At 70.1% G+C, this 24,265-nt stretch carries 24 protein-coding genes; 11 read left to right on the top strand and 13 right to left on the bottom strand.

The genetic code is table 11. The features are described 5' to 3' along the window. Nucleotides 1-38: 38 nt before the first annotated feature. From AB0P11_RS16880 to AB0P11_RS16915, 8 genes are all read right to left on the bottom strand, one after another. On the bottom strand, nt 39-512 hold the full coding sequence (locus AB0P11_RS16880; RefSeq protein WP_363523123.1) for a DUF3237 domain-containing protein: 474 nt from the start codon (nt 510-512) through the stop codon (nt 39-41). Nucleotides 513-781: 269 nt separating this feature from the next. Further along, the gene (locus AB0P11_RS16885) at nt 782-1,150 is read right to left on the bottom strand and encodes a hypothetical protein (protein ID WP_363523125.1); all 369 of its coding nucleotides are present in this window, start codon (nt 1,148-1,150) and stop codon (nt 782-784) included. Between the two features lie 59 nt (nt 1,151-1,209). Beyond that, on the bottom strand, nt 1,210-1,821 hold the full coding sequence (locus AB0P11_RS16890; protein WP_363523127.1) for a hypothetical protein: 612 nt from the start codon (nt 1,819-1,821) through the stop codon (nt 1,210-1,212). Between the two features lie 23 nt (nt 1,822-1,844). Continuing rightward, nucleotides 1,845-2,258, bottom strand: a complete 414-nt coding sequence (locus tag AB0P11_RS16895) for a hypothetical protein (RefSeq protein ID WP_056279265.1) — start codon at nt 2,256-2,258, stop codon at nt 1,845-1,847. A gap of 7 nt (nt 2,259-2,265) precedes the next feature. Then, entirely contained in the window at nt 2,266-2,826 is a 561-nt protein-coding gene (locus tag AB0P11_RS16900) for a hypothetical protein (RefSeq protein WP_363523129.1), read from the bottom strand. Nucleotides 2,827-2,969: 143 nt separating this feature from the next. Next, nucleotides 2,970-3,332, bottom strand: a complete 363-nt coding sequence (locus AB0P11_RS16905) for a cupin domain-containing protein (protein ID WP_072591899.1) — start codon at nt 3,330-3,332, stop codon at nt 2,970-2,972. Next, nucleotides 3,329-4,735, bottom strand: coding sequence for an FAD-dependent oxidoreductase (locus tag AB0P11_RS16910; RefSeq protein WP_363523132.1), 1,407 nt, complete (start codon nt 4,733-4,735; stop codon nt 3,329-3,331). Before AB0P11_RS16910 ends, AB0P11_RS16905 begins: the two co-directional genes overlap by 4 nt. A gap of 28 nt (nt 4,736-4,763) precedes the next feature. Further along, nucleotides 4,764-5,231, bottom strand: a complete 468-nt coding sequence (locus AB0P11_RS16915; protein WP_053097765.1) for an Lrp/AsnC family transcriptional regulator — start codon at nt 5,229-5,231, stop codon at nt 4,764-4,766. 100 nt (nt 5,232-5,331) lie between these two features. Between AB0P11_RS16915 and AB0P11_RS16920 the strand changes: the two genes are divergently transcribed. Continuing rightward, on the top strand, nt 5,332-6,765 hold the full coding sequence (locus AB0P11_RS16920) for a gamma-aminobutyraldehyde dehydrogenase (RefSeq protein ID WP_363523134.1): 1,434 nt from the start codon (nt 5,332-5,334) through the stop codon (nt 6,763-6,765). A gap of 14 nt (nt 6,766-6,779) precedes the next feature. Here AB0P11_RS16920 and AB0P11_RS16925 read toward each other — a convergent pair whose 3' ends face one another. After that, complete coding sequence (locus AB0P11_RS16925; protein ID WP_363523136.1) at nt 6,780-6,983, bottom strand: hypothetical protein; 204 nt, start codon at nt 6,981-6,983, stop codon at nt 6,780-6,782. Between the two features lie 241 nt (nt 6,984-7,224). On the opposite strand from AB0P11_RS16925, the gene AB0P11_RS16930 reads away from it, so the two are divergent. Genes AB0P11_RS16930 through AB0P11_RS16940 form a run of 3 tightly spaced genes read left to right on the top strand, consistent with a single transcriptional unit; the run spans nt 7,225 to nt 10,591 of the window. Next, entirely contained in the window at nt 7,225-8,364 is a 1,140-nt protein-coding gene (locus tag AB0P11_RS16930) for an ROK family transcriptional regulator (RefSeq protein ID WP_072591897.1), read from the top strand. Beyond that, on the top strand, nt 8,361-9,269 hold the full coding sequence (locus AB0P11_RS16935) for a polysaccharide deacetylase family protein (RefSeq protein WP_363523138.1): 909 nt from the start codon (nt 8,361-8,363) through the stop codon (nt 9,267-9,269). Before AB0P11_RS16930 ends, AB0P11_RS16935 begins: the two co-directional genes overlap by 4 nt. Beyond that, complete coding sequence (locus AB0P11_RS16940) at nt 9,266-10,591, top strand: MFS transporter (RefSeq protein WP_363523140.1); 1,326 nt, start codon at nt 9,266-9,268, stop codon at nt 10,589-10,591. The genes AB0P11_RS16935 and AB0P11_RS16940 overlap by 4 nt, the downstream gene beginning before the upstream one ends. Before the next feature lie 6 nt (nt 10,592-10,597). Here AB0P11_RS16940 and galE read toward each other — a convergent pair whose 3' ends face one another. The 3 genes from galE to galT all read right to left on the bottom strand — a co-directional run bounded on the left by galE (nt 10,598) and on the right by galT (nt 14,083). Then, complete coding sequence (gene galE, locus AB0P11_RS16945) at nt 10,598-11,575, bottom strand: UDP-glucose 4-epimerase GalE (protein ID WP_363523142.1); 978 nt, start codon at nt 11,573-11,575, stop codon at nt 10,598-10,600. A 94-nt stretch (nt 11,576-11,669) separates the two neighbouring features. After that, nucleotides 11,670-12,866, bottom strand: coding sequence for a galactokinase (gene galK, locus AB0P11_RS16950; RefSeq protein ID WP_363523144.1), 1,197 nt, complete (start codon nt 12,864-12,866; stop codon nt 11,670-11,672). Then, on the bottom strand, nt 12,863-14,083 hold the full coding sequence (gene galT, locus AB0P11_RS16955; RefSeq protein ID WP_053097758.1) for a galactose-1-phosphate uridylyltransferase: 1,221 nt from the start codon (nt 14,081-14,083) through the stop codon (nt 12,863-12,865). The genes galK and galT overlap by 4 nt, the downstream gene beginning before the upstream one ends. Nucleotides 14,084-14,241: 158 nt before the next feature. On the opposite strand from galT, the gene AB0P11_RS16960 reads away from it, so the two are divergent. From AB0P11_RS16960 to AB0P11_RS16990, 7 genes are all read left to right on the top strand, one after another. Beyond that, nucleotides 14,242-15,195: a LacI family DNA-binding transcriptional regulator gene (locus tag AB0P11_RS16960; protein WP_363523192.1), complete on the top strand. Its 954-nt coding sequence runs from the start codon at nt 14,242-14,244 to the stop codon at nt 15,193-15,195. 285 nt (nt 15,196-15,480) lie between these two features. Next, entirely contained in the window at nt 15,481-16,644 is a 1,164-nt protein-coding gene (locus AB0P11_RS16965; RefSeq protein WP_053097757.1) for a Gfo/Idh/MocA family oxidoreductase, read from the top strand. Between the two features lie 2 nt (nt 16,645-16,646). Continuing rightward, nucleotides 16,647-17,819: a dihydrodipicolinate synthase family protein gene (locus tag AB0P11_RS16970; protein WP_363523145.1), complete on the top strand. Its 1,173-nt coding sequence runs from the start codon at nt 16,647-16,649 to the stop codon at nt 17,817-17,819. Then, nucleotides 17,816-18,679 carry a sugar phosphate isomerase/epimerase family protein gene (locus AB0P11_RS16975; RefSeq protein WP_363523147.1) on the top strand — a complete coding sequence of 288 codons (864 nt, stop codon included), beginning with the start codon at nt 17,816-17,818 and terminating at the stop codon, nt 18,677-18,679. The genes AB0P11_RS16970 and AB0P11_RS16975 overlap by 4 nt, the downstream gene beginning before the upstream one ends. Nucleotides 18,680-19,229: 550 nt before the next feature. Further along, a complete protein-coding gene (locus AB0P11_RS16980) occupies nt 19,230-19,988 on the top strand; it encodes a sugar phosphate isomerase/epimerase (protein ID WP_363523149.1) in 759 nt (252 codons plus the stop codon). Between the two features lie 71 nt (nt 19,989-20,059). Continuing rightward, a complete protein-coding gene (locus tag AB0P11_RS16985; RefSeq protein ID WP_363523151.1) occupies nt 20,060-21,118 on the top strand; it encodes a LacI family DNA-binding transcriptional regulator in 1,059 nt (352 codons plus the stop codon). Next, nucleotides 21,115-22,215: a glycerate kinase gene (locus AB0P11_RS16990; RefSeq protein WP_363523153.1), complete on the top strand. Its 1,101-nt coding sequence runs from the start codon at nt 21,115-21,117 to the stop codon at nt 22,213-22,215. The genes AB0P11_RS16985 and AB0P11_RS16990 overlap by 4 nt, the downstream gene beginning before the upstream one ends. Before the next feature lie 357 nt (nt 22,216-22,572). On the opposite strand, the gene pgm is transcribed toward AB0P11_RS16990, so the two are convergent. Further along, nucleotides 22,573-24,216, bottom strand: a complete 1,644-nt coding sequence (pgm, locus tag AB0P11_RS16995; RefSeq protein ID WP_056279296.1) for a phosphoglucomutase (alpha-D-glucose-1,6-bisphosphate-dependent) — start codon at nt 24,214-24,216, stop codon at nt 22,573-22,575. Between the last annotated feature and the right edge of the window lie 49 nt (nt 24,217-24,265).

Below are 24,265 nucleotides of genomic sequence, written 5' to 3' on the forward strand. Positions count from 1 at the left end.
AGCCGGGCCCGAGCCGGGCCCGTGCCCGGCTGCGGGGCTCAGCTCACCCGGTAGGCGCGGTAGCGCACGGCATCCGCCTGCCTCTCAGCGGCCGAGAGGAACAGGGCTCGCTGCAGGTGGGCGAGTGCCGGCGCGGCCGTCTCGATCTGCACGGTCGTGCGGAAGTAGTACGCGCCCGGGCCGACGTCCTCACCGCGTCGCAGCTGCTCGAGCACGTCGGGAGTCCCTGTGCGGAGTCCCTTCGCGTGCAGCAGCAGCAGGTCGCCTCCGTCGGTCCGTGCCGAGTAGCGGCCGTCGATCTCGATCGTCCCGTCGGGTCGCACGATCTGCCAGTCCGCTCCGCCGGGCAGGATCTCGGCCTCGACGGCGCCCGTGATGCGCCCGCCGAGGATCGGCACGACACGGCGATGGCCGACGCTGGTGGCGTGGTGATCTTCGAGCGGGCCGAGGTCGACGGTGACGTCGAAGGCGAACTCGAGGTCGGGTCGGGGGAGTTCATGGTGCGAGGTCATCGGGTCTCCTCATGGTCGGCGGCGAGCAGGTCCGTGACTCAACGCGCATCGAGATCGATGGCCTTCATCGGCGCTTCAGTGGCCCTGTCGGGTGCCGCGACAGCAGTACTGTTCTTCTTCCAGCCGTGGAGGAGCTGTCCCTATGAGGACACGTCCGTGGGGTGCGCCATGCTGCCGAATGACGCCGCGGTGATGGTGACCGCACTGGGTATCGCCCTCATCGGCGCCGCGGTGTTCGCTGTCGGCAGGCTTCAGGGGCGTCGAGCGGGTTAGTGGTACAGGGGAGGCGGCGTAGCCAGCAGGGCAATCAGCGCCCCCATCACGAGGACCGTGCTGAGCCCCACGATGCTCCATACCGTGGCACGTCGCTCGCGCTTCGGATGCACGCCGCCTAGCCCCACCAGCACGGCCGACAGCAGCAGCACGAGCCAGACCACAAGCGCGATGATGCCCATCCCGATACCGATCGCCCGCTCGGTGTCGTCCGAATCGGCGTACTCGATGACCGTGACGCCGGGGCCTCCCCAGCTGAGGCCGGGGCCCGCCAAGCTGAGGCCGGCTAAGCCGAGCATGAGAGCCCCGAAAAGTCCGATGAGCGTCGCGGCGATGGTCAGGGAGGCACTGCCGACGATCCGCACGGCCCCATAGTGGCACGTGGCGGGCGCGAGCGCAGTCACGAGCGTCGGGCGGCGCACAGCTACTGGCAGTTCGGCGACTGGAGCAGCGGAAGCTCGAACCTGGTCAGCCTCGCGGCCGGTCCGGGCTCGAGGGCGAACCATCCGGCGATCTGCCCGTCGGCGATCCGCGTGCCGTAGTCGCCGGCGGTGAACGGCTGATGGCCGTCGTCCGCGCTCGTGTGCAGGACAGGGGTGGCGAGCAGCCCATCCTGCTCGAGCACGTCTATCGATGACAGGAAGAGGAAGGACCTCTCTTCGACGACGTATCCCGATTCGCACCCGTCGACCAGCAAGGGGGTGACGAGCCACGGCATGGTCAGAAACCCCCAGAACACTGCCACCACGGTTCCGCCGATCGACAGCAGTCGCCCGATCACGATCGGTCCGAGCCAGCGGGAGGGCGCCGAGACGGTGCAGAGCATGTAGCTGATCGCGATGAACGCGAGGATCGTGGATGCTCCGATGATGTGTCGTGACGGCAAGGTGCCGAGCAGCAGCTGAGCATCGCCACCGGATGCGGAATCGACCACGGCCACGCCGATCACCGCGATCGTCGCTGCGGCCACTGCCACTGTCGCCGCAATCTGCAGCATCCGCGGGCGCTCGGATGCCGTGAGGGTGCGCTCACTCATCGCCGCTCTCTTTCACGAACGCATCACGAGCAGGACAGGTGCGAATACACCTCGATGACTCGCTCGATATCGGGGTAGCCCGCTTCTTCCAGAGCGGCCCGCACGTCCTCCCGCACGGATTCTAAGTAGGCGGACCCTCGGAGCCTGATCTCGGGAACGGAGTCGAGGTCAGGATCATCGTCGAGTAGCGAATACCACTCCGACCACTGAGACTCGCTGACCGCCGCCTCATCGAGAGCTTTGGCGGCGATGCTGCTGGCCTCGGCGGGCGGATCGTCGACCGCGGGGCTGAGCCACCATTCGATCTCGCACGTGCCACCCGGCACAGGCACGGTTTCGGAGCGATCGGGACCGCTCGCCGGCGGCACGAGGCCGCAGCCGGTCATCACCAACAGGGCCGCCACCAGAGAACCACCGAACAGCCAAGGTCGACGCATGCAGAGATCATAGGTGAGCGTTCTGAGCATGCTCCGTCGCCAGCTCGACGAGCATTGCCTGACCAGAGGACATCGGTTCGGTCGTGAGTTCTACGGATCCGAAGGGGAAAGGGTAGAAGAACGTCCCTGTTCCGTCCCACTCGGTGATCGGGATCATCGCGAACCAGATCTGGCTGATCGCGACCGAGACGACGGCGAGGATCGCAACGGCAGCAGCGGCCCGATCGAGGTATCGGATTGCTGAGGGGATGTCTTGCGCGCGGCGCAGCACCGCGGTGATCGCCGCCAATACGATCGCGGCGAACGCGAAGAGGATCAACGGGCTGGGCTGCAGAGTGAGATACACGCACGTCGGCGCGGTCTCGGTCGCCTTGCCGGCTGCATCGATGAAACCGCCGTCCGCTGCGACGCCTCCTGGGCAGTATCCCTTTCCGCTCGTCATGAACGTCGAGTAGCCCAGAGCGGCGACCAGGGCGACCACGACCAGGCGCCGAACGCGAGCGATGATCTCCATGCCCGGCACTGCGGACTCTGTCGTCGGCGCGTCCCGCCTCGCGGTCTGAGACACGATGCCCCCCTTTGTGCTTTGCCCATGACACTATCGACGGCCGCGCCGAACATCCACCGAGGAATCGGTGATCGGAACGAGCTCGCCGACGGAAGGCACACACTCATGCGCGGCATCCAGGCGGTCGCCGTCGATGCCGCACGTCAGGCGATATAGATCTTCCGCAGCGTCTCGGTGACCGTCCACGCGGTGCGCTGCCCCGCGGCGAGGCGCACGACCGACCCGGGGCCGACCTCGACGGCGGGCAGCGGGGGGTCGACGAACTCGATCCGCGCCTGACCGGTCAGCACGACGAACACCTCGTCGACCTCGGTGTCCGATGCCGTGCCCGGCGTCATCTCCCAGATGCCGATCTCGACCTCACCCAGAGTCCCCAACGCCTGCGCCGCCGTCGTCGGGCGACCGATGAGCACGTCCTCCACGGGCAGCGGTTCGTGCATCAGCGGCAGCGCCGCGGCATCCACTCCGGTTCCCGGCGCGAGCTCGCCCGGCGCGAGCTCGCTCACGAGTCGAAGCCCATGCCGACGGCATCCAGCGTCTTGAGGAACAGGTTGCGCTTGCCCTCGTTGTGATCGGCCCGGTTCATCGCGGCTCGCACGAGGTTGACGCCGATCGAGGCGACGGGCTCGGGCGGGAACGGGATCGGCTTCTCGCGCACCATCGCGAGCTCGGTGCGTTCGGTCGGCTCGCCCGACAGCTTGTCGAGCATGACGTCGGCGGCGAAGCGCGCGGCGCCGACGCCCAGGCCGGTGAATCCGGTGGCGTAGGTGACGCGTCCTTTGCGGGCGGTGCCGAAGAACGCGCAGAAGCGGCTCGACGAGTCGATCGCTCCGGCCCAGCGGTGCGTGAAGCGCAGCCCTTCGAGCTGCGGGAACGTCGTGAAGAAGTGCGAGGCGAGCTTGCGGTGGCTCTCGGCGCGGTCCTCGTACTCGGGGCGCACCTTGCCGCCGAAGTGATAGACCGCGTCGTATCCACCGAACAGGATGCGGTTGTCGGCCGTGAGCCGGTAGTAGTGGAACTGGTTCGCGCTGTCGGACAGGCCCTGACGGTTCGACCATCCGATCGAGGTGAGCTGCTCGTCGGTCAGCGGCTCGGTCATCAGCACGTAGTCGTAGACGGGAACCGTCATCAGGCGGTTGCGCTTGAGCAGCGAGGGGAAGACGTTGGTGGCGAGTGCGACGGCATCCGCTCTGACCTGTCCGCCGTCGCGGGTGACGAGCGTGATCGCACTCGATCCGTCGCCGATCACTTCGCGCACGAGCGACTGCTCGTAGATCTCGACCCCGAGCTCGACGGCGACGCGCGCCAGCTCGAGACCCAGCTTGGCGGGGTGCACCAGTGCGCATCCTTCGCGTTCCCACGCCCCGGCGAGGAATGTGTCGGAGTGCACCTCGGCCTGCACGGCCTCGCGGTCGAGGAATCCCTCCTCCTCGCGCAGCCACTCGACCTGGTGCGGCTCGACGGCGACGGCCAGCTGGCCGGTGCGCTCGAAGTCGACATCCATGCCGTACCGCTTCACGGTCTCTTCGATGCCGTCGAGGTTCTCGATCCCCAGCTCTTCCAGGCGGTCGATCTCGTCGGGCCAGCGCGTGAGGCCGTTCTCGTGCCCGTGCGTGAGGCTCGCCTCGCAGAACCCTCCGTTGCGGCCCGACGCCGCCCACGCGATGCGCGACGCCTCGAGCAGCACGACCTTGCGCTGAGGATCGCGCTCCTTCGCACGCACGGCGGTCCAGAGGCCGGCATAGCCCCCGCCGACGATGGCGAGGTCGGCGGTGATGCTGTCGGTGAGCGCGGGGTGCGAGACGCGCTCGACGTCATCGAGCCAGAACACGCTGAATGCGGTGTCGCGCAGCGAGGCATCGATCACGGCATCCGCGGGGCGACGACGTTCGAAGACCGTGGTTCCCATGGTGTTCTCCTGGTTCCGGACCCGCGCCTCAGCGCGTGCCCCAGTTGTAGAGGTCTTTGTAGAGCCCTGCGTAGAGCAGGCTCTCGGTGTGCGTGATGCCGGGGATCGTGCGGATGCGGGTTGCGATCAGATCGAGCAGGTGGCTGTCGCTCTCGCACACCGCCTCGACGAGGATGTCGAACGTGCCGAGCGTGACGACGACGTACGCGAGCTCGGTGATCTTCGTCAGCTCCTCCGCGATCAGCCGCGGGTCGCCCGTGACGCGGATGCCGATCATGGACATGCGGTTGAAGCCGAGCTGCATCGGGTCGGTCACCGCGACGATCTGGATGATGCCCGCCTCGGTCATCCGCTGCACGCGCTGACGCGCTGCCGCCTCGCTGAGCCCCACCTCTCGGCCGATCTCGGCATAGGGCCGTCGACCGTCCTCCTGCAGCAACTCGACGATCCGCTTCGAGATGTCGTCCAACACGGGCTGCTTCGGCGTGGTGCTCATGTGTCGATATTGACAGGATCGGCGCTCCCTGGCAACTGATTCCATCGTTAAGGTCACTTCACTCTTCTGTATTCGTGATCCGATCGCTAGCATGGCGAGCATGGCCACAGAACTCCTACAGAACTTCATCGGCGGGCAGTACGTTCCCGTGAGCGGACAGAAGCGGATGCCGTTGATCGACCCGGTGACCGAGGAGGCCTACGGCGAGCTGCCGGTCTCGGACGCCTCCGACGTGGACGCCGCCTACGCCGCCGCATCCGCCGCGTTCCCGATCTGGCGCGACACCACTCCCGCCGATCGCCAGCTCGCGCTGTTCCGCATCGCCGATGAGATGCAGACCCGCGCCGAGGAATTCGCCGACCTCGAGTCGAAGGACACCGGCAAGCCGCGTGCCAGCCTCGTGGCCGACGAGATCCTGCAGTCGATCGACCAGCTGCGCTTCTTCGCCGGAGCCGCCCGCAGTCTCGAAGGACGCGCGGCGGGGGAGTACCTCGCCGGCCACACCTCGTTCGTGCGCCGCGAGCCGATCGGCGTGGTCGGACAGGTCACCCCCTGGAACTATCCGCTGAACATGGCCGTGTGGAAGATCGCCCCGGCGCTCGCCGCAGGCAACACGGTGGTGCTGAAGCCCGCCGAGTCGACGCCCCTCACCACCCTGCTGCTCGCCGAGATCGTCGCGCTGCACACGCCCGTCGGCACGCTCAACGTCGTGCTCGGCGACCGCGACACCGGCGTGGCACTGGTCGAGCATCCGACGCCGCAGATGGTCGCCATCACCGGATCCGTGCGCGCCGGGATGGCCGTCGCGCGATCCGCGGCGAACGACGTCAAGCGGGTGCACCTCGAGCTCGGCGGCAAGGCGCCCGCGATCGTCTTCCCCGATGCGAACCTCGACAAGGCGGCGTCCGGCATCGTCACCGGCGCGTTCTTCAACGCCGGACAGGACTGCACCGCGGCCACCCGCGTGCTCGTGCACTCGTCTGTGCACGACGAGTTCGTCGCCGCGCTGGTCGAGAAGGCGAAGACGGATGCCCGCACGGGCGCCCCGCACGAGGAGGGCGTGCTCTACGGTCCTCTCAGCAGCGCTGCCCAGCTCGCTCAGGTGCAGGGCTTCGTCGACCGCCTGCCTGCACACGCCTCGATCGAGACCGGCGGTGCGCGTCAGGGTGAGAAGGGCTACTTCTTCGAGGCGACCATCGTGTCGGGTCTGCATCAGGACGACGAGGCCGTGCAGGGCGAGATCTTCGGCCCGGTGCTGACCGTGCAGTCGTTCGAGACCGAGGAGCAGGCGCTCGAGATGGCGAACGACGTGCCCTACGCCCTCGCATCCTCGGTGTGGACCACCGATCATGCCCGCGCGATGCGCTTCTCGCGCGACCTCGACTTCGGCTGCGTGTGGATCAACACCCACATCCCGTTCGTCTCCGACATGCCTCACGGCGGCTTCAAGCACTCGGGCTACGGCAAAGACCTCTCGCAGTACGGCTTCGACGACTACACGCGCATCAAGCACGTGATGTCCGCGCTGGACTGAGACAGGGTCTCGGGCTACCAGCGCGAGCGGATGAGCGACCCTCGCGTGAACCGCACCACCGAGATCGTCATCGGCACACTGCCGACGGGGGCATCGAGCGCTCGCGCGAGCAGCAGCTCGGCGGCCGATCTGACCTCGGCGAGCGTCGCGGCGACGCCGCGCACGTCGAGGTCGGCGACGTGCAGCACCCACCACCCGCGCTCGAGCAGGGCCGTCACCTCATAGGGGTACACGGCCGGGGTCGGAGTGTCGCTGCGCGACGACGGACGTCGGTCGAGTCGGTGCGAAATGGTCGGTCACATCGGATGCCTCCTCCCTGTGGTCGGACGGGGCCTACGTGGCTCCCTGAAGCAAGACACGTACGGCCGTGGATCGTGACGCGGATCAGGGTCCGGATCTCTCGACACGTATGACGCGATGTGTCAAGCTGGGGCGGACGTCGAATCCGGGGGGATCAACTTGGCACGACCACTTGCGGGGCCCCAGACCCTGCTCCGAACACTCAACGGCCGCGCGATCCTCGAGACGCTCGCGCGCCGAGGCCCGCTCACCCGCGCCGAACTGGTCGCCGAGACCGGTCTCTCGCGCACTGCGGTGACGCAGGTGCTGCGGATGCTCGAATCATCGTCGGCGGTCGCCGCTGCGGGCGTCGACCGTGACACGCGGGGACCGGCAGCAGGGCGCGTCTCGCTGCATCCTCATCTCGGACTCGCCGCGGCAGTGCACGTCGACGCCCACGCCGCCCACGTCGCGCTGGTCGACCCCACCGGAGCCGTGCGGGCCGAGAGCCACGCCGCCTTCCCCGTGCGCGGGGACCGCGTGCAGCACATCGCCGGCCTCATCGATGCCTGTCAGAGGGCGGTGGCCGGTCCGCTGCTGCTCGCGGTCGTCGGCATCCCGGGCATCGTCACCGCCGACGGGGGCATCCGCGATGATCAGGGTCCCGACGGCGGCGCGTTCAAGAACGCCCTGTCGACGCGCCTCGGCTGCCCGGTGCGGGTCGAGAACGACGTCAACCTCGCGGCGCTCGCCGAGCTCTCCGAGGGCGCCGGCGCGGCGCTCAGCAGCTTCGCGCTGCTGCTCCTCGACGACGGACTCGGCGCCGGCATCGTGATCGACGGCTCCCTGCACCGGGGCTTCTCGGGCGTGGCCGGCGAGGTCATGTATCTGCCGCAGAGTCCGCTGCCGATCGGCGCTCCCGTGCTCGGTGACGCCGTCGTGCGCGACCTCGCCCTGGCGAACGGGCGTGACCCGGACGAGACGATCGACCAGCATCTCGACGCCGCCTCCGCCGGCGATCCGGCCGCACTCGCCATGGCCGCCGAGATGGGACGCAGGCTCACCCTGATCGCGGGCAGCATCGCGCTCGTGCTCGACCCCGAGGCGTTCCTCCTCAGCGGCACGGCCGCGCACCCGGCGCTGGCCCGAGCGGCGGTCGCCTTCGCCGAAGAGCTCGCCCCGCAGCTCCCGCTCACCCTCCTCGTCTCGTCGTTCGGCCCGGAGGCGCCGCTGGTCGGCGCAGTCGGTGAGGCGGCATCCGCTCTTCGCGCGACCGTGTTCTCGCGGTTGCTTCCCGCATCGGACAGGAGTCGGCGATGACCTCGGACCTCGCGGATCGCCTCGGCCTCGCGCCGGGAGCCAGGGGCGTGATCATCAACGCCGACGACTTCGGCATGTGCCACGCGGCCAACACCGCGATCATGCAGCTGCTCGATGCGGGGCACATCGACTCGACGACGCTCATGGTGCCGTGCGCGTGGGCACCCGAGGCGCTCGCTTTCGCGGCCTCGCGCGCCGACCTCGACGTCGGCGTGCACCTCGTGCTCACGAGCGAGTGGACCGACTACCGCTGGCGGCCCCTCACCGGCACCGACACCACCCTCGTCGACGACGCGGGGTACTTTCCCGCCGGCGTTCTCGCGATCGAAGAGCTCGCGTCGGTCGACGACGTCACCGCCGAGATCGCCGCACAGCTGCAGACGGCGTTGGATGCCGGGGTCGACGTGACGCATCTCGACAACCACATGGGGTCTGTCTACGGTCTGCTGACCGGGCGGGACTTCCTCGGCCCGGTGTTCGAGCTCGCCGCCCGCAACGGCCTGCCGTTCCGGCTGCCGCGCAGCATGGACGGGACCGGCGACGACGCCGCCCTGCAGGCGAAGCTCGCCGAGGCCTCGGCCGCCGCCGATGCGCTCGGCGTCGAGATCATCGATCGGCTGTGGAGCCACCCGTTCGAAGAGGCGCCGGACGAGTCGTACGAACAGGTGCGCGACGGGTTCATCGCGCTGCTGCGCGCGGTTCCGGCCGGAGTGACCGAGATCTACCTGCATCCGATGGTCGACGACGACGAGCTGCGCGCGGCCGTCGACTTCGGTGCGACCAAACGCGGGCACGAGCTTCGCCTGCTCTCCGACCCCGAGGTGCTGCAGGTGTTCGCCGACGAGGGACTGGTGCGGCTCGGATGGCGCGATCTGCGCGATCTGCAGCGGAGCCGACGCGCATGACGTCGTTGACGACGCGGCTGCGCGACCGAAGACTCGACGCCGCCCCCACGAGGGCTCAGGCCATCGCGTTCGGAGCATCGGGGTTCCCGACCCAGCTCATGGCGCAGACGTTCTCGGCTTTCGTCGTCTACTTCTACGTCACCCACCTCGGTGTCGCGCCAGCATGGGTGGCCGCGGCGATGATCGCGCACGGCGTGCTGAACGCGGTGCTCAACCCGGTCGTCGGGGCGCTGTCCGACCGCATCCGCACGCCGTGGGGCCGCCGCATCCCGTGGATCGGTCTCGGCATCGTGCCGCTCGTGGTCGCCTTCGCGCTGGTGTGGATGCCGCCGGAGCTGCCGGCCGCCGGGCTGATCGTCTGGTTCCTGATCGTGGTGGCGGTGTACGACATCGCCTTCGTCGTGGTCGTGCTGAACATCTCGGCGCTGTTCCCCGAGATCTTCCGCACCACCGATGAGCGGGCGCGTGGCAACGTGCCCCGGCAGATCTTCGCGATCCTCGGCATGGTGCTCGGCACCGCGGGTGCCCCTGCGTTGTACGACTCGATCGGCTGGCCGGGAATGGCCCTCGTGCTCTCGGCGGTCTGCCTCGTGCTGCTCGTCTGGTCGTTCTTCGGCGGCATGATCGAGCGTCGAGTGCCCGAGGCCGCATCCGAGGCGATGCGCTGGGGCGACCAGCTGAAGTACACGTTCGCGAACCGGGCGTTCGTGCCCTACGTGCTCGGCTCGCTGTTCATCCAGACCTCGATCGCCGTCATCCTCGCGGCGCTGCCGTTCTACGTGCGCTACTCGCTGGGCGCCGCCGAGGGCGAGGCGAGCCTGCTGCTGGGGGCGATCTTCGTCACAGCCATCCCGTCGATCGTGCTGTGGAGCGCGATCGTGCGCCGCACCTCACCCCGCGCAGCGCTGCTGTGGAGCGTCGCCGTGTTCGGGATCTCCGTGCTCGGCTACCTGCTGCCGTCGACCGTGCTCGCCGCGGCGCTCATCGGCGTCGCGGTGGGCGTCGGCGTCGGCGGTCTGCTGCAGCTGCTCGAGGTCGTGCTCGCCCAGATCATCGACGAGGACGCCACACGCACCGGTCATCGACGCGAGGGCGCGTACTTCGGGGTGAACGGCTTCGTCGTGCGCGGCTCGGTCGTGCTGCAGGCCGTCGTGGCGGCGGTGGTGCTCACGGCATCCGGCTTCGACGCCTCGCTCGGCGATGCGCAGCCGGAGGCCGTCGATGGCGGGATCCGCGTCATGGTCGCGGTGGTCCCGCTCGTCTTCGCCGCCCTCGCGTGGCTGTGCTTCTGGCTCTACCCGATCCGCACGCGCGATCTCTGACCGACGTCAGGACGCGGCCTGACGGGCCTCCCAGCCCGTGCGCACCATCTCGTCGACCGTGTATCGCATCTTCCAGTCGAGGTCACGCGCGGCGAGCTCGCCGGTCGCGACGATGCGGTCGGGGTCTCCCGGACGCCGAGGGCCGATCTCAGGGGTGAAGTCGATGCCCGTGACGCGTGCGACCGCGTCCATGATCTGCTTCACGCTGAGGCCGTCGCCCGAGCCGAGGTTGTATGCGGCCTCGATCGGCTCGCCACCGGCGAGACGCTTCGCTGCCGCGACGTGGGCGGCGGCGATGTCGCCGACGTGCACGTAGTCGCGCACGTTGGTGCCGTCCTCGGTGTCGTAGTCGTCGCCGTTGATGCGGGGGGTCTCGCCGGCGATGAGCTTCTCGAACACGATCGGGAAGAGGTTGTGCGGGCTCACGTCATAGACCGACGGGTCGGCCGACCCGACCACGTTGAAGTAGCGCAGCGAGGTGTGACGCAGCGGCTTGTCGGAGTCGGCGGTCGCGATCGCCTGGTCACGGAGCAGCCACTCGCCGATGAGCTTGGACTCGCCGTAGGGGCTCGCCGGCTTCTTGGCGGTCTCCTCGACGACGAGCGCCACATCGGGAGTGCCGAACACGGCCGCCGACGACGAGAACACGATGTTGGTGACGCCCGCGGCATCCATCGCCTCGAGGATCACCCGAGTGCCCTCGACGTTCTGCGCGTAGGTGTGCAGCGGGCGCTGCACCGAGACGCCGGCGTACTTGTATCCGGCGACGTGGATGACACCCTCGGCGTCGTGATCGCGCAGCGCCTTCTCGACCAGTTCACGGTCGAGGATGCTGCCCTGCACGAAAGCCACGCCTGCGGGCACGAACGATGCGACGCCGCTCGAGAGGTCGTCGAGGACGACGGGCGTGAGCCCGGCATCCGCCAGTGCGCGAACGACGTGCGAGCCGATGTAGCCGGCGCCGCCGGTCACGATCCAGGACATTGTGCTCCTCAGGGTGGGGAAGTGTTCAGTATCTCAGGTCGCGATCGGCGGACTCTGAGGCCGCTCGTTCACGACGTGGTCGAGCGGGCAGCGGTCACGCGTCGCGATGCGCTCCGGCCGACGGCGTGACGGTGAAGATCACGGGGGAGGTGAAACCGGATGAGGCGAACGCCGCCGACACGGCATCCGTCACCTGCTGCACCGAGTCCTGCTCGACCAGCGCGATCGCCGCACCGCCGAAGCCTCCGCCGGTCATGCGAGCACCGAGTGCGCCGGCCGCGAGGGCCGTCTCGACCGCCGTGTCGAGCTCGGGGACCGAGATCTCGAAGTCGTCGCGCATCGAGGCGTGCGAGGCCACGAGCAGGTCGCCGATCGCACGGGCACCGTCTTCGCGCAGCACCACCACGGTGTCGAGCACGCGCTGGTTCTCGGTGACGACGTGCCGCACGCGGCGGAACGTCACGTCGTCCATGAGCTCCTCGGCGCGGGGCAGGTCGTCGACCGAGACGTCGCGCAGGCTCGGCACGCCCATGATCGCGGCACCGCGCTCGCAGGCCGCACGGCGCTCGCCGTATCCGCCCGTGGAGTGCGCGTGCTTGACCCGGGTGTCCATCACGAGGATCGCGAGGCCGGCCTCGGCGATGCCGACCTGCACGAGGTTCGCATCGAGCGAGCGGCAGTCGAGGAAGATCGCGGCATCCGGCTCGCCGAGCATCGACGCCATCTGGTCCATGATGCCGGTCGGGGCGCCGACCGCCTCGTTCTCGGCCTTCCGACCGACGCGGGCGAGGGCGACGCGGTCGAGCCCGGCGGCCCAGAGGTCGTTGAGCGCGGATGCCGTGGCACCCTCGATCGCCGCCGACGACGAGAGCCCCGCGCCCACGGGCACGTCGGACGCGATGGCGATGTCGAGCCCTGAACCGGTGGCCGCGGACGCAGCGACACCGTCGGCCTGGCGCAGCGCCCACGCGACGCCGAGGGGGTAGGCGGCCCACTCGGGCACGCGCGGCGCGGTGCCGGTCGGGGTCGGGAACAGCTCGTCGAGGTCGTCGAGGGAGACCTCGACCGGCTCGTCGGCGAAGGTCGAGGCGACGCGGATGCGGCGGTCGTCGCGGATGCCGACGGCGGCGACCGTGCGATGCGGGATGGCGAAGGGCAGCACGAATCCGTCGTTGTAGTCGGTGTGCTCGCCGATCAGGTTCACGCGCCCCGGCGCCGACCAGATGCCTTCGGGGGTGCGACCGGTGAGGTCGGTGAAGAGTGCGCGCGCGGCGTCCTGGGTGGTGGTCATGCGGATGCCTCGTCTGCGTTCTGGTCTGCGGATGCGGTGTGTGCGGCGTCGGCCTTCGCGATGGCTTCGCGGATGCGGGCCGCACCCTGCTCGGGGGTGACCTCGGCGGCCCAGGCCCACATCGCGGCCTCGGATCCTGCGAGGAACTTGAGCTTGTCGGCCGCGCGGCGGGGGCTGGTCAGCTGCAGGTGCAGGCGCACGCTGTCTCGGCCGACGTTCACCGGGGCCTGGTGCCAGGCGGCGATGTAGGGCGTCGGGGTGTCGTAGAGCGCGTCGACACCGCGGAGCAGTCGCAGGTAGAGGGGCGCGAGCTCGTCGCGTTCGGCATCCGTCGTCTCGGCGAAGTCCGGAACGTGGCGGTGCGGCATGAGGTGCACCTCCAGCGGCCAGCGGGCGGCGAAGGGCACGAACGCCGTCCAGTGCTCCCCGCGGAAGACGACCCTCTCGGACGCCTGCTCGGACTCGAGGATGTGCTGGAACAGGTCGGGCGCGGTGCGGTCGATCGAGTCGAGCAGGCGCGTGGTGCGCGGCGTCACGTAGGGGTAGGCGTAGATCTGGCCGTGGGGGTGGGGGAGCGTGACGCCGATGGCCTCGCCGCGGTTCTCGAACGGGAAGATCTGCTGGATGCCCGGCAGCTTCGAGAGCGCTGCGGTGCGGTCGGCCCACGCCTCGATCACGGTTCGGGCGCGGGTCACCGACTGTGTGCCGAAAGAGCCGGTGTGCTCGGGGCTGAAGCACACGACCTCGCAGCGTCCGACCGAGGTGCGGGTGCGGCCGAGTCCGAGGGCGGCGAGATCGTCGAGCCCGCGGGGAGGGTTGCTCGCCTCAGGAGCGGTGCCGGTCGCCTCGGCGAGGGCGGGGCCGAAGGCGGGCGAGCGGTTCTCGAAGACGGCGACGTCGTAGAGCGACGGCACCTCCGAGGGGTTGGTCGGCGACTGCGGAGCGAGAGGATCGGCGTCGGCGCTCGGCATCATCACGCGGTTCTGCCGGTTGGCGGCGACCGTGATCCAGTCGCCGGTGAGCACATCGAGGCGCATCGTGGCGGTCTCGCCGCGGGCGTCGAGCGTGCGGCTGTCGACGGCGCGGTCGGCGCCGAGCGTCGTGTCGGGATCATCGAAGTAGATCAGTTCGCGGCCGTCGGCGAGCGTCGTCGCGCGCTTGACGATGCCGGCGGAGAGGGTCTCGGTTCGCAACTCGGGAGATTCGGGCGTGTTCACGTAAACATGGTACGCACAGCGCCGTGGTAACGTCAACATTCCGGAGTTGTGAGCGCGTAGAGAGGGTGCCCGTGGACGACGAGCTGCTGCGCGACGATGATCTGCGTCGCGGCGCCGCGCGCCCGCGCCGCCGCCAGGCCCCGTCCGGTCGTGTCTCGATGGCGATGGTCGCCTCCCGCGCCGGCGTCTCGGGTCAGACCGTGTCGCGCGTCGTCAACGACAGCCCTCGCGTCGACCCCGCGACCCGCCGGCGCGTCGAAGCCGCGATGGCCGAGCTCGGCTACCGCCCCCACCGCGCAGCGCGCGCTCTGCGCACCGGACGCTCGCAGACCATCGGACTCGTCGTCACCACTCTCGCGACGGTCGGCAACTCGCGGATGCTGCAGGCCACCGCCGAGGCCGCGGCTGAACGCGGCTACGCCCTCACCCTCGTCACCGCGGGCGACAGCGTGGCCGACGCCTTCGAGCGCCTCGCCGAGCAGGAGGTCGACGGCGCGATCGTGCTGAACGAGGCGTCGGCGCTGGTGCCCGCAGCCGATCGGCCGCTGGGACTGCGCCTCGTGGTCGTCGACGCCCCGGGGTCTGCGGATCTCGCCGTCGTGCACAGCGACCATGTCGGAGGCGCCGCTGCGGCGACCGCTCACCTGCTGGGCCTCGGACACGAGACGGTGCACCACCTCGCCGGGCCTGCCGACTCGTTCGCGGCCGCCGAGCGCGAGCGCGGATGGCGGAAGGCGCTCGCGGATGCCGGGGTCGTGGCGACCGAGGTCGTCCGCGGCGACTGGACCGCCGAGGCAGGGTTCGCCGCGGGCGAGGCGCTGCGAGCAGCGTCCGCCGTCTTCTGCGCCAACGACCAGATGGCGCTCGGGCTCCTCCGTGCGCTCGCCGAATCAGGGCGGCGGGTTCCCGAGGACGTCAGCGTCATCGGCTTCGACGACGTGCCGGATGCCGCCAACTACCGCCCGCCGCTGACGACGATCCGTCAGGACTTCGCCGCCCTGGCACACCGCGCCGTCGCCCTGCTCGTCGCCGACATCGAGGGTGCCGCGGGCGGTGCGGCATCCGCTGTCGTCGTGCCGACGCTTCTGGTCGAACGCTCCAGCACGCGCTGAGCCGCGCCGCCCGCCACGCACCCTCTGCCACCCCCCGCGCCCCCACGCCCCGCCCGCCCGCACCCCGCCCCCTACGGTGCGTGGCCGGAAACGCACCTGAATCGCGCCCTTCAGATGCGTTTGTGACCACTCACGCGGCAGGGGCGGCCACGCCACCGCCCCGCGAACCCGGATAGCGGTTTCCACCCGCCGCTTGCGCGCCCGACGGAGTCGTGGCATGCTGGCGGAAAGCGCTTACCCACCTCGGGCAACCGGCGCACGGGCTTCCCACAGAACGGACCAGCAATGTCACAGGCGACACCCCGCGAGATCGGGATCATCATGAACGGCGTCTCCGGGCGCATGGGCTACCGGCAGCACCTCGTGCGGTCGATCCTCGCGATCCGCGACCAGGGCGGCATCGAGCTGCCCGACGGATCCCGCATCACGGTCAAGCCGCTGCTTGTCGGCCGCAACGAGGCCAAGCTCGCCGAGCTCGCCGCGAAGCACGGCATCGACGACTACACGACCGACCTCGACGCAGCGCTCGCCGACCCGAAGTGGGAGATCTACGCCGATTTCCTCGTGACCAAGGCCCGCGCCTCGGCCCTTCGCAAGGCGATCGCGGCCGGCAAGGCGATCTACACCGAGAAGCCGACCGCCGAGTCGCTCGACGAGGCCCTCGAGCTCGCGCGTCTCGCGGACGAGGCCGGCGTCAAGACCGGCGTCGTACACGACAAGCTCTACCTGCCGGGCCTGCAGAAGCTCAAGCGCCTCATCGACTCCGGTTTCTTCGGCCGCATCCTCTCGGTGCGCGGCGAGTTCGGCTACTGGGTCTTCGAGGGTGACTGGCAGCCCGCGCAGCGCCCCAGCTGGAACTACCGCACCGAAGACGGCGGCGGCATCATCGTCGACATGTTCCCGCACTGGAACTACGTGCTCGAGAACCTGTTCGGCGAGGTCAAGAGCGTCTACGCGCAGGCCGCCGTGCACATCGCGGACCGCTGGGACGAGAACGGCGAGCACTACACCGCCACCGCCGAAGATGCCGCGTACGGCATCTTCGAGATCGAGGGCGGCATCGTCGCCGAGATCAACTCCAGCTGGACGGTGCGCGTCAACCGCGACGAGCTCGTCGAGTTCCAGGTCGACGGCACCCACGGATCCGCGGTCGTCGGACTCTTCGGCGCGAAGATCCAGCCCCGCAACGCGACTCCGAAGCCGGTCTGGAACCCCGACCTCGAGGACAGCCACGACTACGACGCCGACTGGCAGAACGTCCCGACCAACGACGTCTTCCTCAACGGCTTCCGTCAGCAGTGGGAGGAGTACCTGGTCTCGTTCGTCGAGGGCACGAAGTACCCCTTCGACCTGCTCTCGGGCGCCCGCGGCGTGCAGTTCGCCGAGGCGGGGCTGACCTCCAGCGCCGAAGGCCGCAAGGTCGCGCTCACCCCGCTGACGCTGGGCTGAGCATGACCACTCTCCGACTTCTCGACGCCGCGGGCGCGGTGACGGATGCCGAGCTGCGCGAGGGCGGCGGGTACACGCGTCCGGCCTCTCCGCTGCAGAGCCGCGTCGCGTACGCCGCAGCCCACGTCGTGCCGAAGGTGCACGCCGACAACACCCCGGGGCAGCCCGCCGACATCGACTGGGACTCGACTCTGGCGTTCCGCCGCAACGTGTACTCGTGGGGTCTGGGCGTCGCCGACGCCATGGACACCGCTCAGCGGAACATGGGGCTGGATGCCGCGGCGACGCGCGAGCTCATCGCGCGCAGCGCCGAGGTCGCCCGCGAGGAGAGCGGCTCGGTCGTGGTCGGCGTCAACACCGATCACGTCGCCGAGTCGCACATCTCGCTCGACCAGGTGATCGACGCCTACAAGGAGCAGCTGCACTTCACCGAGGAGCAGGGGGCGGGCCCGGTGCTCATGGCCTCTCGCCACCTCGCCCGTGTCGCTGAGAACGCCGACGACTACCGTCGCGTCTATCGCGAGGTGCTCTCGGCGGCCACCGTCCCGGTCGTGCTGCACTGGCTCGGCACGGCTTTCGACCCCGAGCTCGCCGGGTACTTCGGCGCGCACGACTGGCAGACGGCATCCGCTGTGCTGCTCGACGTGATCGCCGAGAACCCCGACAAGGTCGCCGGCGTGAAGATGAGCCTCCTGAACGCCGAGTCGGAGATCTCGGTGCGCGAGCGACTGCCGCAGGGTGTGCGCATGTTCACCGGCGACGACTTCAACTACGTCGGCCTCATCGGCGGAGACACCGTGGGGCAGGGTGACGGGCACTCCGACGCGCTGCTCGGCGCGTTCGCGGCCATCACCCCGGTCGCCTCCGCGGCGATCCAGGCGCTCGATGCCGGGGACCCCGAGCTCTACCTCGAGATCCTCGGCCCGACCGAAGAGCTCAGCCGCCAGGTGTTCGCCGCGCCGACCTTCTATTACAAGACCGGCGTCGCCTTCCTCGCCTGGCTCAACGGGCACCAGCCCGCGTTCCAGATGGTCGGCGGACTGCACTCGGCGCGCAGCCTTCCGCACCTCAGCCGCATCGTCGAGCTGGCGAACACGTCGCTCGCCCTCGAGAATCCCGAACTCGCACGCGAGCGCTGGCACGGGATGCTCCGCCTGAACGGAGTGGACCTGTGACCGTCGACCCGCGCCTGTCGATCAACCAGGCCACGATCAAGCACGCAGACCTCGCGACGGCGCTGCGGGTGACGGCGGATGCCGGCATCCAGGCGATCGGCCTGTGGCGCGAGCCCGTGAACGAGGTCGGGCTCGACGTCGCCGCGCAGATGCTCGCCGATTCGGGGCTGCGCGTCACGACCCACTGCCGCGGTGGTTTCTTCACCCTTCCGGAGGGGCCGGATCGCATCGCTGCGCTCGACGACAACCGCCGAGCGATCGAGGAGACCGCGACCCTCGCCGCCGCGGGCGCCGACGGATCGACGGCCGTGCTCGTGCTCGTGGCCGGCGGCATCCCGGTGGGATCGCGCGATCTGATCGGCGCGCGCGAGCGTGTGCGCGATGCGATCGGCGTGCTCGCGTCCGACGCGAAGGCGGCGGGCGTGACGCTCGCGATCGAGCCCCTGCATCCGATGTACGCCTCCGACCGCGCGGTCGTCTCGACGCTCGGGCAGGCGCTCGACATCGCGGCCGATTTCGATGCCGACGTCGTGGGCGCGGCGGTGGACACGTTCCACATCTGGTGGGATCCGCAGGTGCTTGAGCAGATCACGCGCGCCGGCCGCGAAGGGCGCATCGCGACGTACCAGGTGTGCGACTGGAAGACCCCGCTCGCCGCCGATGTGCTGCTGTCGCGGCACTACACGGGTGACGGCGTGATCGACTTCGGCTCGCTCACGCGGGCCGTGATCGACACCGGATACGACCGTGACATCGAGGTCGAGATCTTCAACGCCGACATCTGGGCGGACGCTCCCGAGCACGTCGTCCGTCGTACGGCCGAGACCTTCGGCACCGCGATCTCGCCGCATCTGCGCTGACGGCCGCCGGGATCCGGTCGGGGTCGGGTTTCCGGTCGGGGCCGGCGAACCGGGTCGGGCACCGGGATCCGGTCGGGCACCGGCCGCGAACGTCCGCGAGCGGGCCACGCTTCTACCGTCTGCAGGACTCGAGCACGGATGCAGAGCCATGAAACCGTTTCCGTCCTGCATCCGTGCCTGGGTCCTGCAGATGGGAGGGGGTGCGGCGGTCTTCTCGTCCGACGGGACCGGACCGGAAAAGACCGGACCGGAAAAGACCGGACCGGACCGGACCGGACCGGACCGTTCGCCGGAGCACGTGCAGGACCCGAGCACGGATGCAGGGCCGTAACACGGTTTCTGTCCTGCATCCGTGCCTGGGACCTGCAGATGGGACGGGGGACGGCGGTCTTCTCGTCCGACGGGACCGGACCGGACCGGACAAGGCCGGACCGGACCGGACCGTCCGCCGAAGACCGGATCCCCACCCGGGAACCGCCCACCTGTACGCGGCGGTCGCGCACGGCGCAAGCCCCGAGACACCCCGCCGAACGATTGAGAGGATGACGTCATGACGAAGATCCGCCCAGGACTCTGCTCGGTGACCTTCCGGTCGCTGAGCGCCGAACAGGTGGTCGACCTCGCCGCCGACGCCCGACTCGAGGTCATCGAGTGGGGAGCCGATTCTCATGTGCTGCCCGGCGACGTCGAGCAGGCCGCGAGGGTCGCGACGCTCACGACGGATGCCGGGCTCGTCGCGTGCTCCTACGGCTCGTACTTCCGTGCCGGTGCCGACGAGCCGATCACCCCCGTGCTCGACACCGCCGAGGCGCTCGGTGTCGATCGCGTGCGCGTCTGGGCAGGGCCGATCGGGTCCGACGAGGCGTCGCCGCAGGACTGGGCGTCGACGATCGCCCGACTGCAGGATGCTGTCGATGAGGCCGCCGCCCGGGGAATTTCGCTCGCGCTCGAGTTCCACTCCGGGACGCTCGCCGACACCGCCCCGACGACGCTGCGGGTGCTCGACGAGGTGGCTCGGCCGACGCTCAGCTCGTACTGGCAGCCGACGGTCGGTGCCACGGTCGATGCGGTGCTCGACGAGTACCGCGCGGTCGCCGACCGGGTCAGCGCCGCGCACGTGTTCTCGTGGTGGCCGGATCACGAGAGGCTTCCGCTGCGGGCGAGGGATGCCCTGTGGACCCGCTTCTTCGCGGATGCGCTGTCCGCGACGACTCCGCCCCGAGATGCGCTGCTCGAGTTCGTACCCGGCGATGATCCGGCGCTGCTGCGTGGCGAGGCGGCGACGCTGCGCGCCTACCTCTCCCTCTGAGCCATGCGCCGCCGCAGCCCGGTCGCCGGACCCTCCCCGGCATCGCCCTCACCGCGCAGTATGCTCAGGGCATGAGTCAGCAGGAAAGCCCTTCCCGCGTGCGTCAGCCGCGGCATTCGCGGGGCGCGGCCCCGACCCTGCATGACGTCGCCCGTGAGGCCGGGGTCTCGCTCGCCACGGCATCCCGTGTTCTCAACGGATCCGAGCGCAAGGTGGCCGAGTCCTTCCGCGAGCGCGTCGAGCAGGCGGCCGCCGAACTGGGCTACACGGCGAACGCATCGGCGCAGGCGACCGCCCGAGGAAGCTCGCCCGTCATCGCACTCCTGGTCGCCGACATCGCCGACCCCTACTTCGGACTCATCGCGGCCGGTGTCGCCCGCGGAGCCGACGAACAGGGCCTGGTCGTGACGATCGCGATCACCGAGCGAGATCCGGCACGCGAGGCGCGCATCGTGCGGGCCCTCCGTGGGCAGCGACCCCAGGGCCTGATCCTCGCCGCATCGCGCACGAACGAGCCGACGGACTCCGACACCTCACGCGAGCTCGCGGAGTACGCCCGCTTCGGTGGACGCGTGGTCACGTTCGGCGCCGGCAGCGCAGACAACCGCCACGTCGAGATCGACAACCGCGCCGGCGCCGAAGCGCTCGGTCGCCGCATGGCGTCTCTCGGATACCGCTCCGCCATCGCGATCGGCGCGGCCGAGGGAGTGCTGACGTCGGACGAGCGTCTCGCCGGATTCCGCGCCGGCTTCGAGACCGACGGCGGGGCGATCGAGCGGGTGATCCGCGGCGACTTCCGCCGCGAATCGGGTGCGCAGGCGATGACGGCGGCCCTCTCCGACGGCGTCGAACCCGGCACCCTCGTGTTCGGCATGAGCGACGTGGTCGCGATCGGAGCGATGGCGGCGATCCGCGAGGCCGGTCGTGAGGTCGGTGCCGACATCGCGGTCTGCGGCTTCGATGACGTGCCCTCGAGCAGCGATGTCACCCCGGCGCTCACCACCGTGCGCGTGCCGCTCAGCGAGGTCGGATATCAGGCCTTCCGTGCGACGGTCGACGCCGACTGGCAGCAGGCTCCGCTTCCGCTCGAGGTCATCGCGCGGGCGAGCACCCCCGGACTCACCCGATGACCCGCGTGGTGCTGGCGCCGGACAGCTTCAAGGGCACGATCACCGCGGCGGATGCGGCGGCATCGCTCGCCGAAGGCTGGTCATCGGTCGAGCCGACCGCGACGTTCGTGCACCGCCCCATGGCTGACGGCGGCGAGGGCACCGTCGCCGCGTTCGAGGCGGCCGTGCCGGGAGCGCGACGCATGCCGGTCGTCGTCGACGGACCCGCGGGGCTGGCGCTGGAGACGAGCTGGCTGCTGCTTCCCGTCTCGGCGGATTCACCCGGGGGGACTGCCGTCGTCGACCTCGCCTCGACCTCGGGCATCGAACTGCTCGACGAACTGCGTCCGTGGGATGCCGACACCTCCGGATTCGGTCAGGCGATCGCCGCGGCCCTCGACCACGGCGTCACGCGACTTGTCGTCGGCATCGGGTCGAGCGCGTCGACCGACGGCGGCACCGGGATGCTGACCGCCCTCGGCGCGCGATTCCTCGATGCCGCCGGTGAGCCGGTCGCACGAGGGGCCCGCGGTCTCGCCGACATCGCCTCCGCCGACCTGAGCGGTCTGCGCACGGCGCCGCGGGTGCGCGTGCTCACCGACGTCACGAATCCCCTCGTCGGCCCGCGGGGCGCCGCAGCCGTGTTCGGACCGCAGAAGGGTCTCGTCGGCCCGGAGCTCGACGAGGTGGATGCCGGACTCGCGGGCCTCGCCGAACTGCTCGGCCTCGACTCCGCACTGCCGGGCACCGGAGCCGCCGGTGGCACGGGCGGTGCGCTGGTCGCCTGGGGTGCGACGCTCGCCCCGGGCGCCGCCGAGGTGGCGGACCTGATCGGCCTCGCCGACGCGATCGCCGACGCCGACCATGTCATCACAGGGGAGGGGTCGTACGACGGTCAGTCCGGAGACGGCAAGGTGCCCTCGTTCATCGCCGGCCTCGCGTCGACGACCGGTGCGACCGCCCTGCTCGCCGCCGGACGCATCACGGCCGACTCCGACACCGCGCTGTTCACGGCATCCGCGTCGCTCACCGAGATCGCCGGATCGTCGGATGCCGCGCTCGCCGACCCCGCCCGCTGGTTGCGCGAGGCCGGAGCCCTGCTCGCCCGCTCGGTCTGACGCATCGCGTCCGCGCGCGTCGGCCCACGGTGGGGTTCGCTGTTGCGCAGCATTCGTCCGCGTCCGTTCGCATCCTTCCGCCCGGGTTGCCCCCGCCCCCGCAGCATCCGTCCGCCAGCCCGTCGGGACCACTTTCGCAGCCGGCTCGCCAGCCGGGGCCACTTTCGCATCGGGATCAGCCGTCTCGGGTGCGTAATTGACCCCGCACGCACAAGGAGGGGATGCCGTGGGGCAGTCCGCCACGCGGGCGTTCCGCCACGCGGGCGTTCCGCCACGAAAGAGTTCCGGTCCCGGATGCACTTCTGCCCCCACACGGGCGACGTGCGGGGGCAGAAGAACAGCCCGAAGGGCGCGGGATCAGCCCCCGAGGGCGGCGGACACGACGGCGCGAGCCTCCGCCTGCACCTCGGCGAGGTGCTCGGGGCCGCGCAGGCTCTCGGCGTACAGCTTGTAGACGTCTTCCGTGCCCGAGGGGCGGGCGGCGAACCAGGCGTGCTCGGTCTGGACCTTGAGGCCGCCGATCGCCGCACCGTTGCCGGGAGCGTGCGACAGCTTGGCGGTGATCTCCTCACCCGCGAGGGTCGTCGCCGAGACGGCATCCGGAGCGAGCTTGCCCAGCGTCGCCTTCTGCGCGGGCGTCGCCGGCGCGTCGACGCGCTGGTAGGCCGACGAGCCGAAGGCCTGCTCCAGCTCGGCATACCGCTCCGACGGCGTCTTGCCGGTGACCGCGATGATCTCGGCCGCGAGCAGGCACAGCAGGATGCCGTCCTTGTCGGTCGACCAGACGGTGCCGTCCTTGCGGAGGAACGATGCTCCGGCCGACTCCTCGCCGCCGAACGCGACCGAGCCGTCGAGCAGACCGGGCACGAACCACTTGAAGCCCACCGGCACCTCGAGGAGGCGGCGTCCGAGCGATTCGGCCACCCGGTCGATGATCATCGACGACACGAGGGTCTTGCCGATCGCGGCGTCGCGCGGCCACTCGGAGCGGTGCGAGAACAGGTAGTCGATCGCGACCGCGAGGTAGTGGTTCGGGTTCATGAGCCCGGCGTCGGGGGTGACGATGCCGTGGCGGTCGGCATCCGCGTCGTTGCCCGTCAGCACGTCGTAGTCGCCCTTCTTGGCGACGAGCGAGGCCATGGCCGACGGGGAGGACGGATCCATGCGGATCTTCTCGTCCCAGTCGAGCGTCATGAAGCGCCAGGTCGGGTCGACCTCGGGGTTCACGACGGTCAGGTCGAGGTCGTAGACCTCCTTGATGAGCGCCCAGTACTCGACGGATGCGCCACCGAGCGGGTCGGCGCCGATGCGCACGCCGGCGGTGCGGATGGCGTCGATGTCGATGATCGTCGCCAGGTCGCGCACGTAGGCGTCACGGAAGTCGTACCCCGGAAGCGCGTCCCAGTCGATGTCGGCGAACCGCTCGCGCTTGACGTCGACGAGACCGCCGGCGATCAGCTCGTTGGCGCGGTCGGCGATCCAGCCGGTCGCGTCGGTGTCGGCCGGTCCACCGTGCGGCGGGTTGTACTTGAAGCCGCCGTCGCGGGGCGGGTTGTGCGACGGGGTGACGACGATGCCGTCGGCGCGGCCGGCGGCATCCGACGCGAGGTCGCGGTTGAAGGTGAGGATCGCGTGGCTGAGCGCGGGCGTCGGCACCCAGGCGTCGCGCGAGTCGACGCGGACGTCGACGCCGTTGGCCACGAGCACCTCGATGGCGCTGCGCTCGGCGGGCAGCGAGAGCGCGTGGGTGTCGCGGCCGAGGAACAGGGGACCGGTGATCCCCTGGCTCGCACGGTAGTCGACGATCGCCTGGGTGGTCGCCAGGATGTGGTTCTCGTTGAAGCTCTTGGTCAGCGACGACCCGCGGTGACCGCTGGTGCCGAACGCGACCCGCTCGGCGGCGACCCCGGGGTCGGGCACGCGGTCGTAGTAAGCGGCGATCAGCTCGTCGACATCGATCAGATCAGATTCCTCGGCAGGGAGGCCGGCGCGGCTCGTCATGCAGACAGTCTGCCCCCATCTCGGCATCCGCGCATCTTCTGGGCGTGTG

It is taken from the genome of Microbacterium sp. NPDC079176, from assembly GCF_040686675.1.
In the GTDB taxonomy this organism is placed as follows: domain Bacteria; phylum Actinomycetota; class Actinomycetes; order Actinomycetales; family Microbacteriaceae; genus Microbacterium.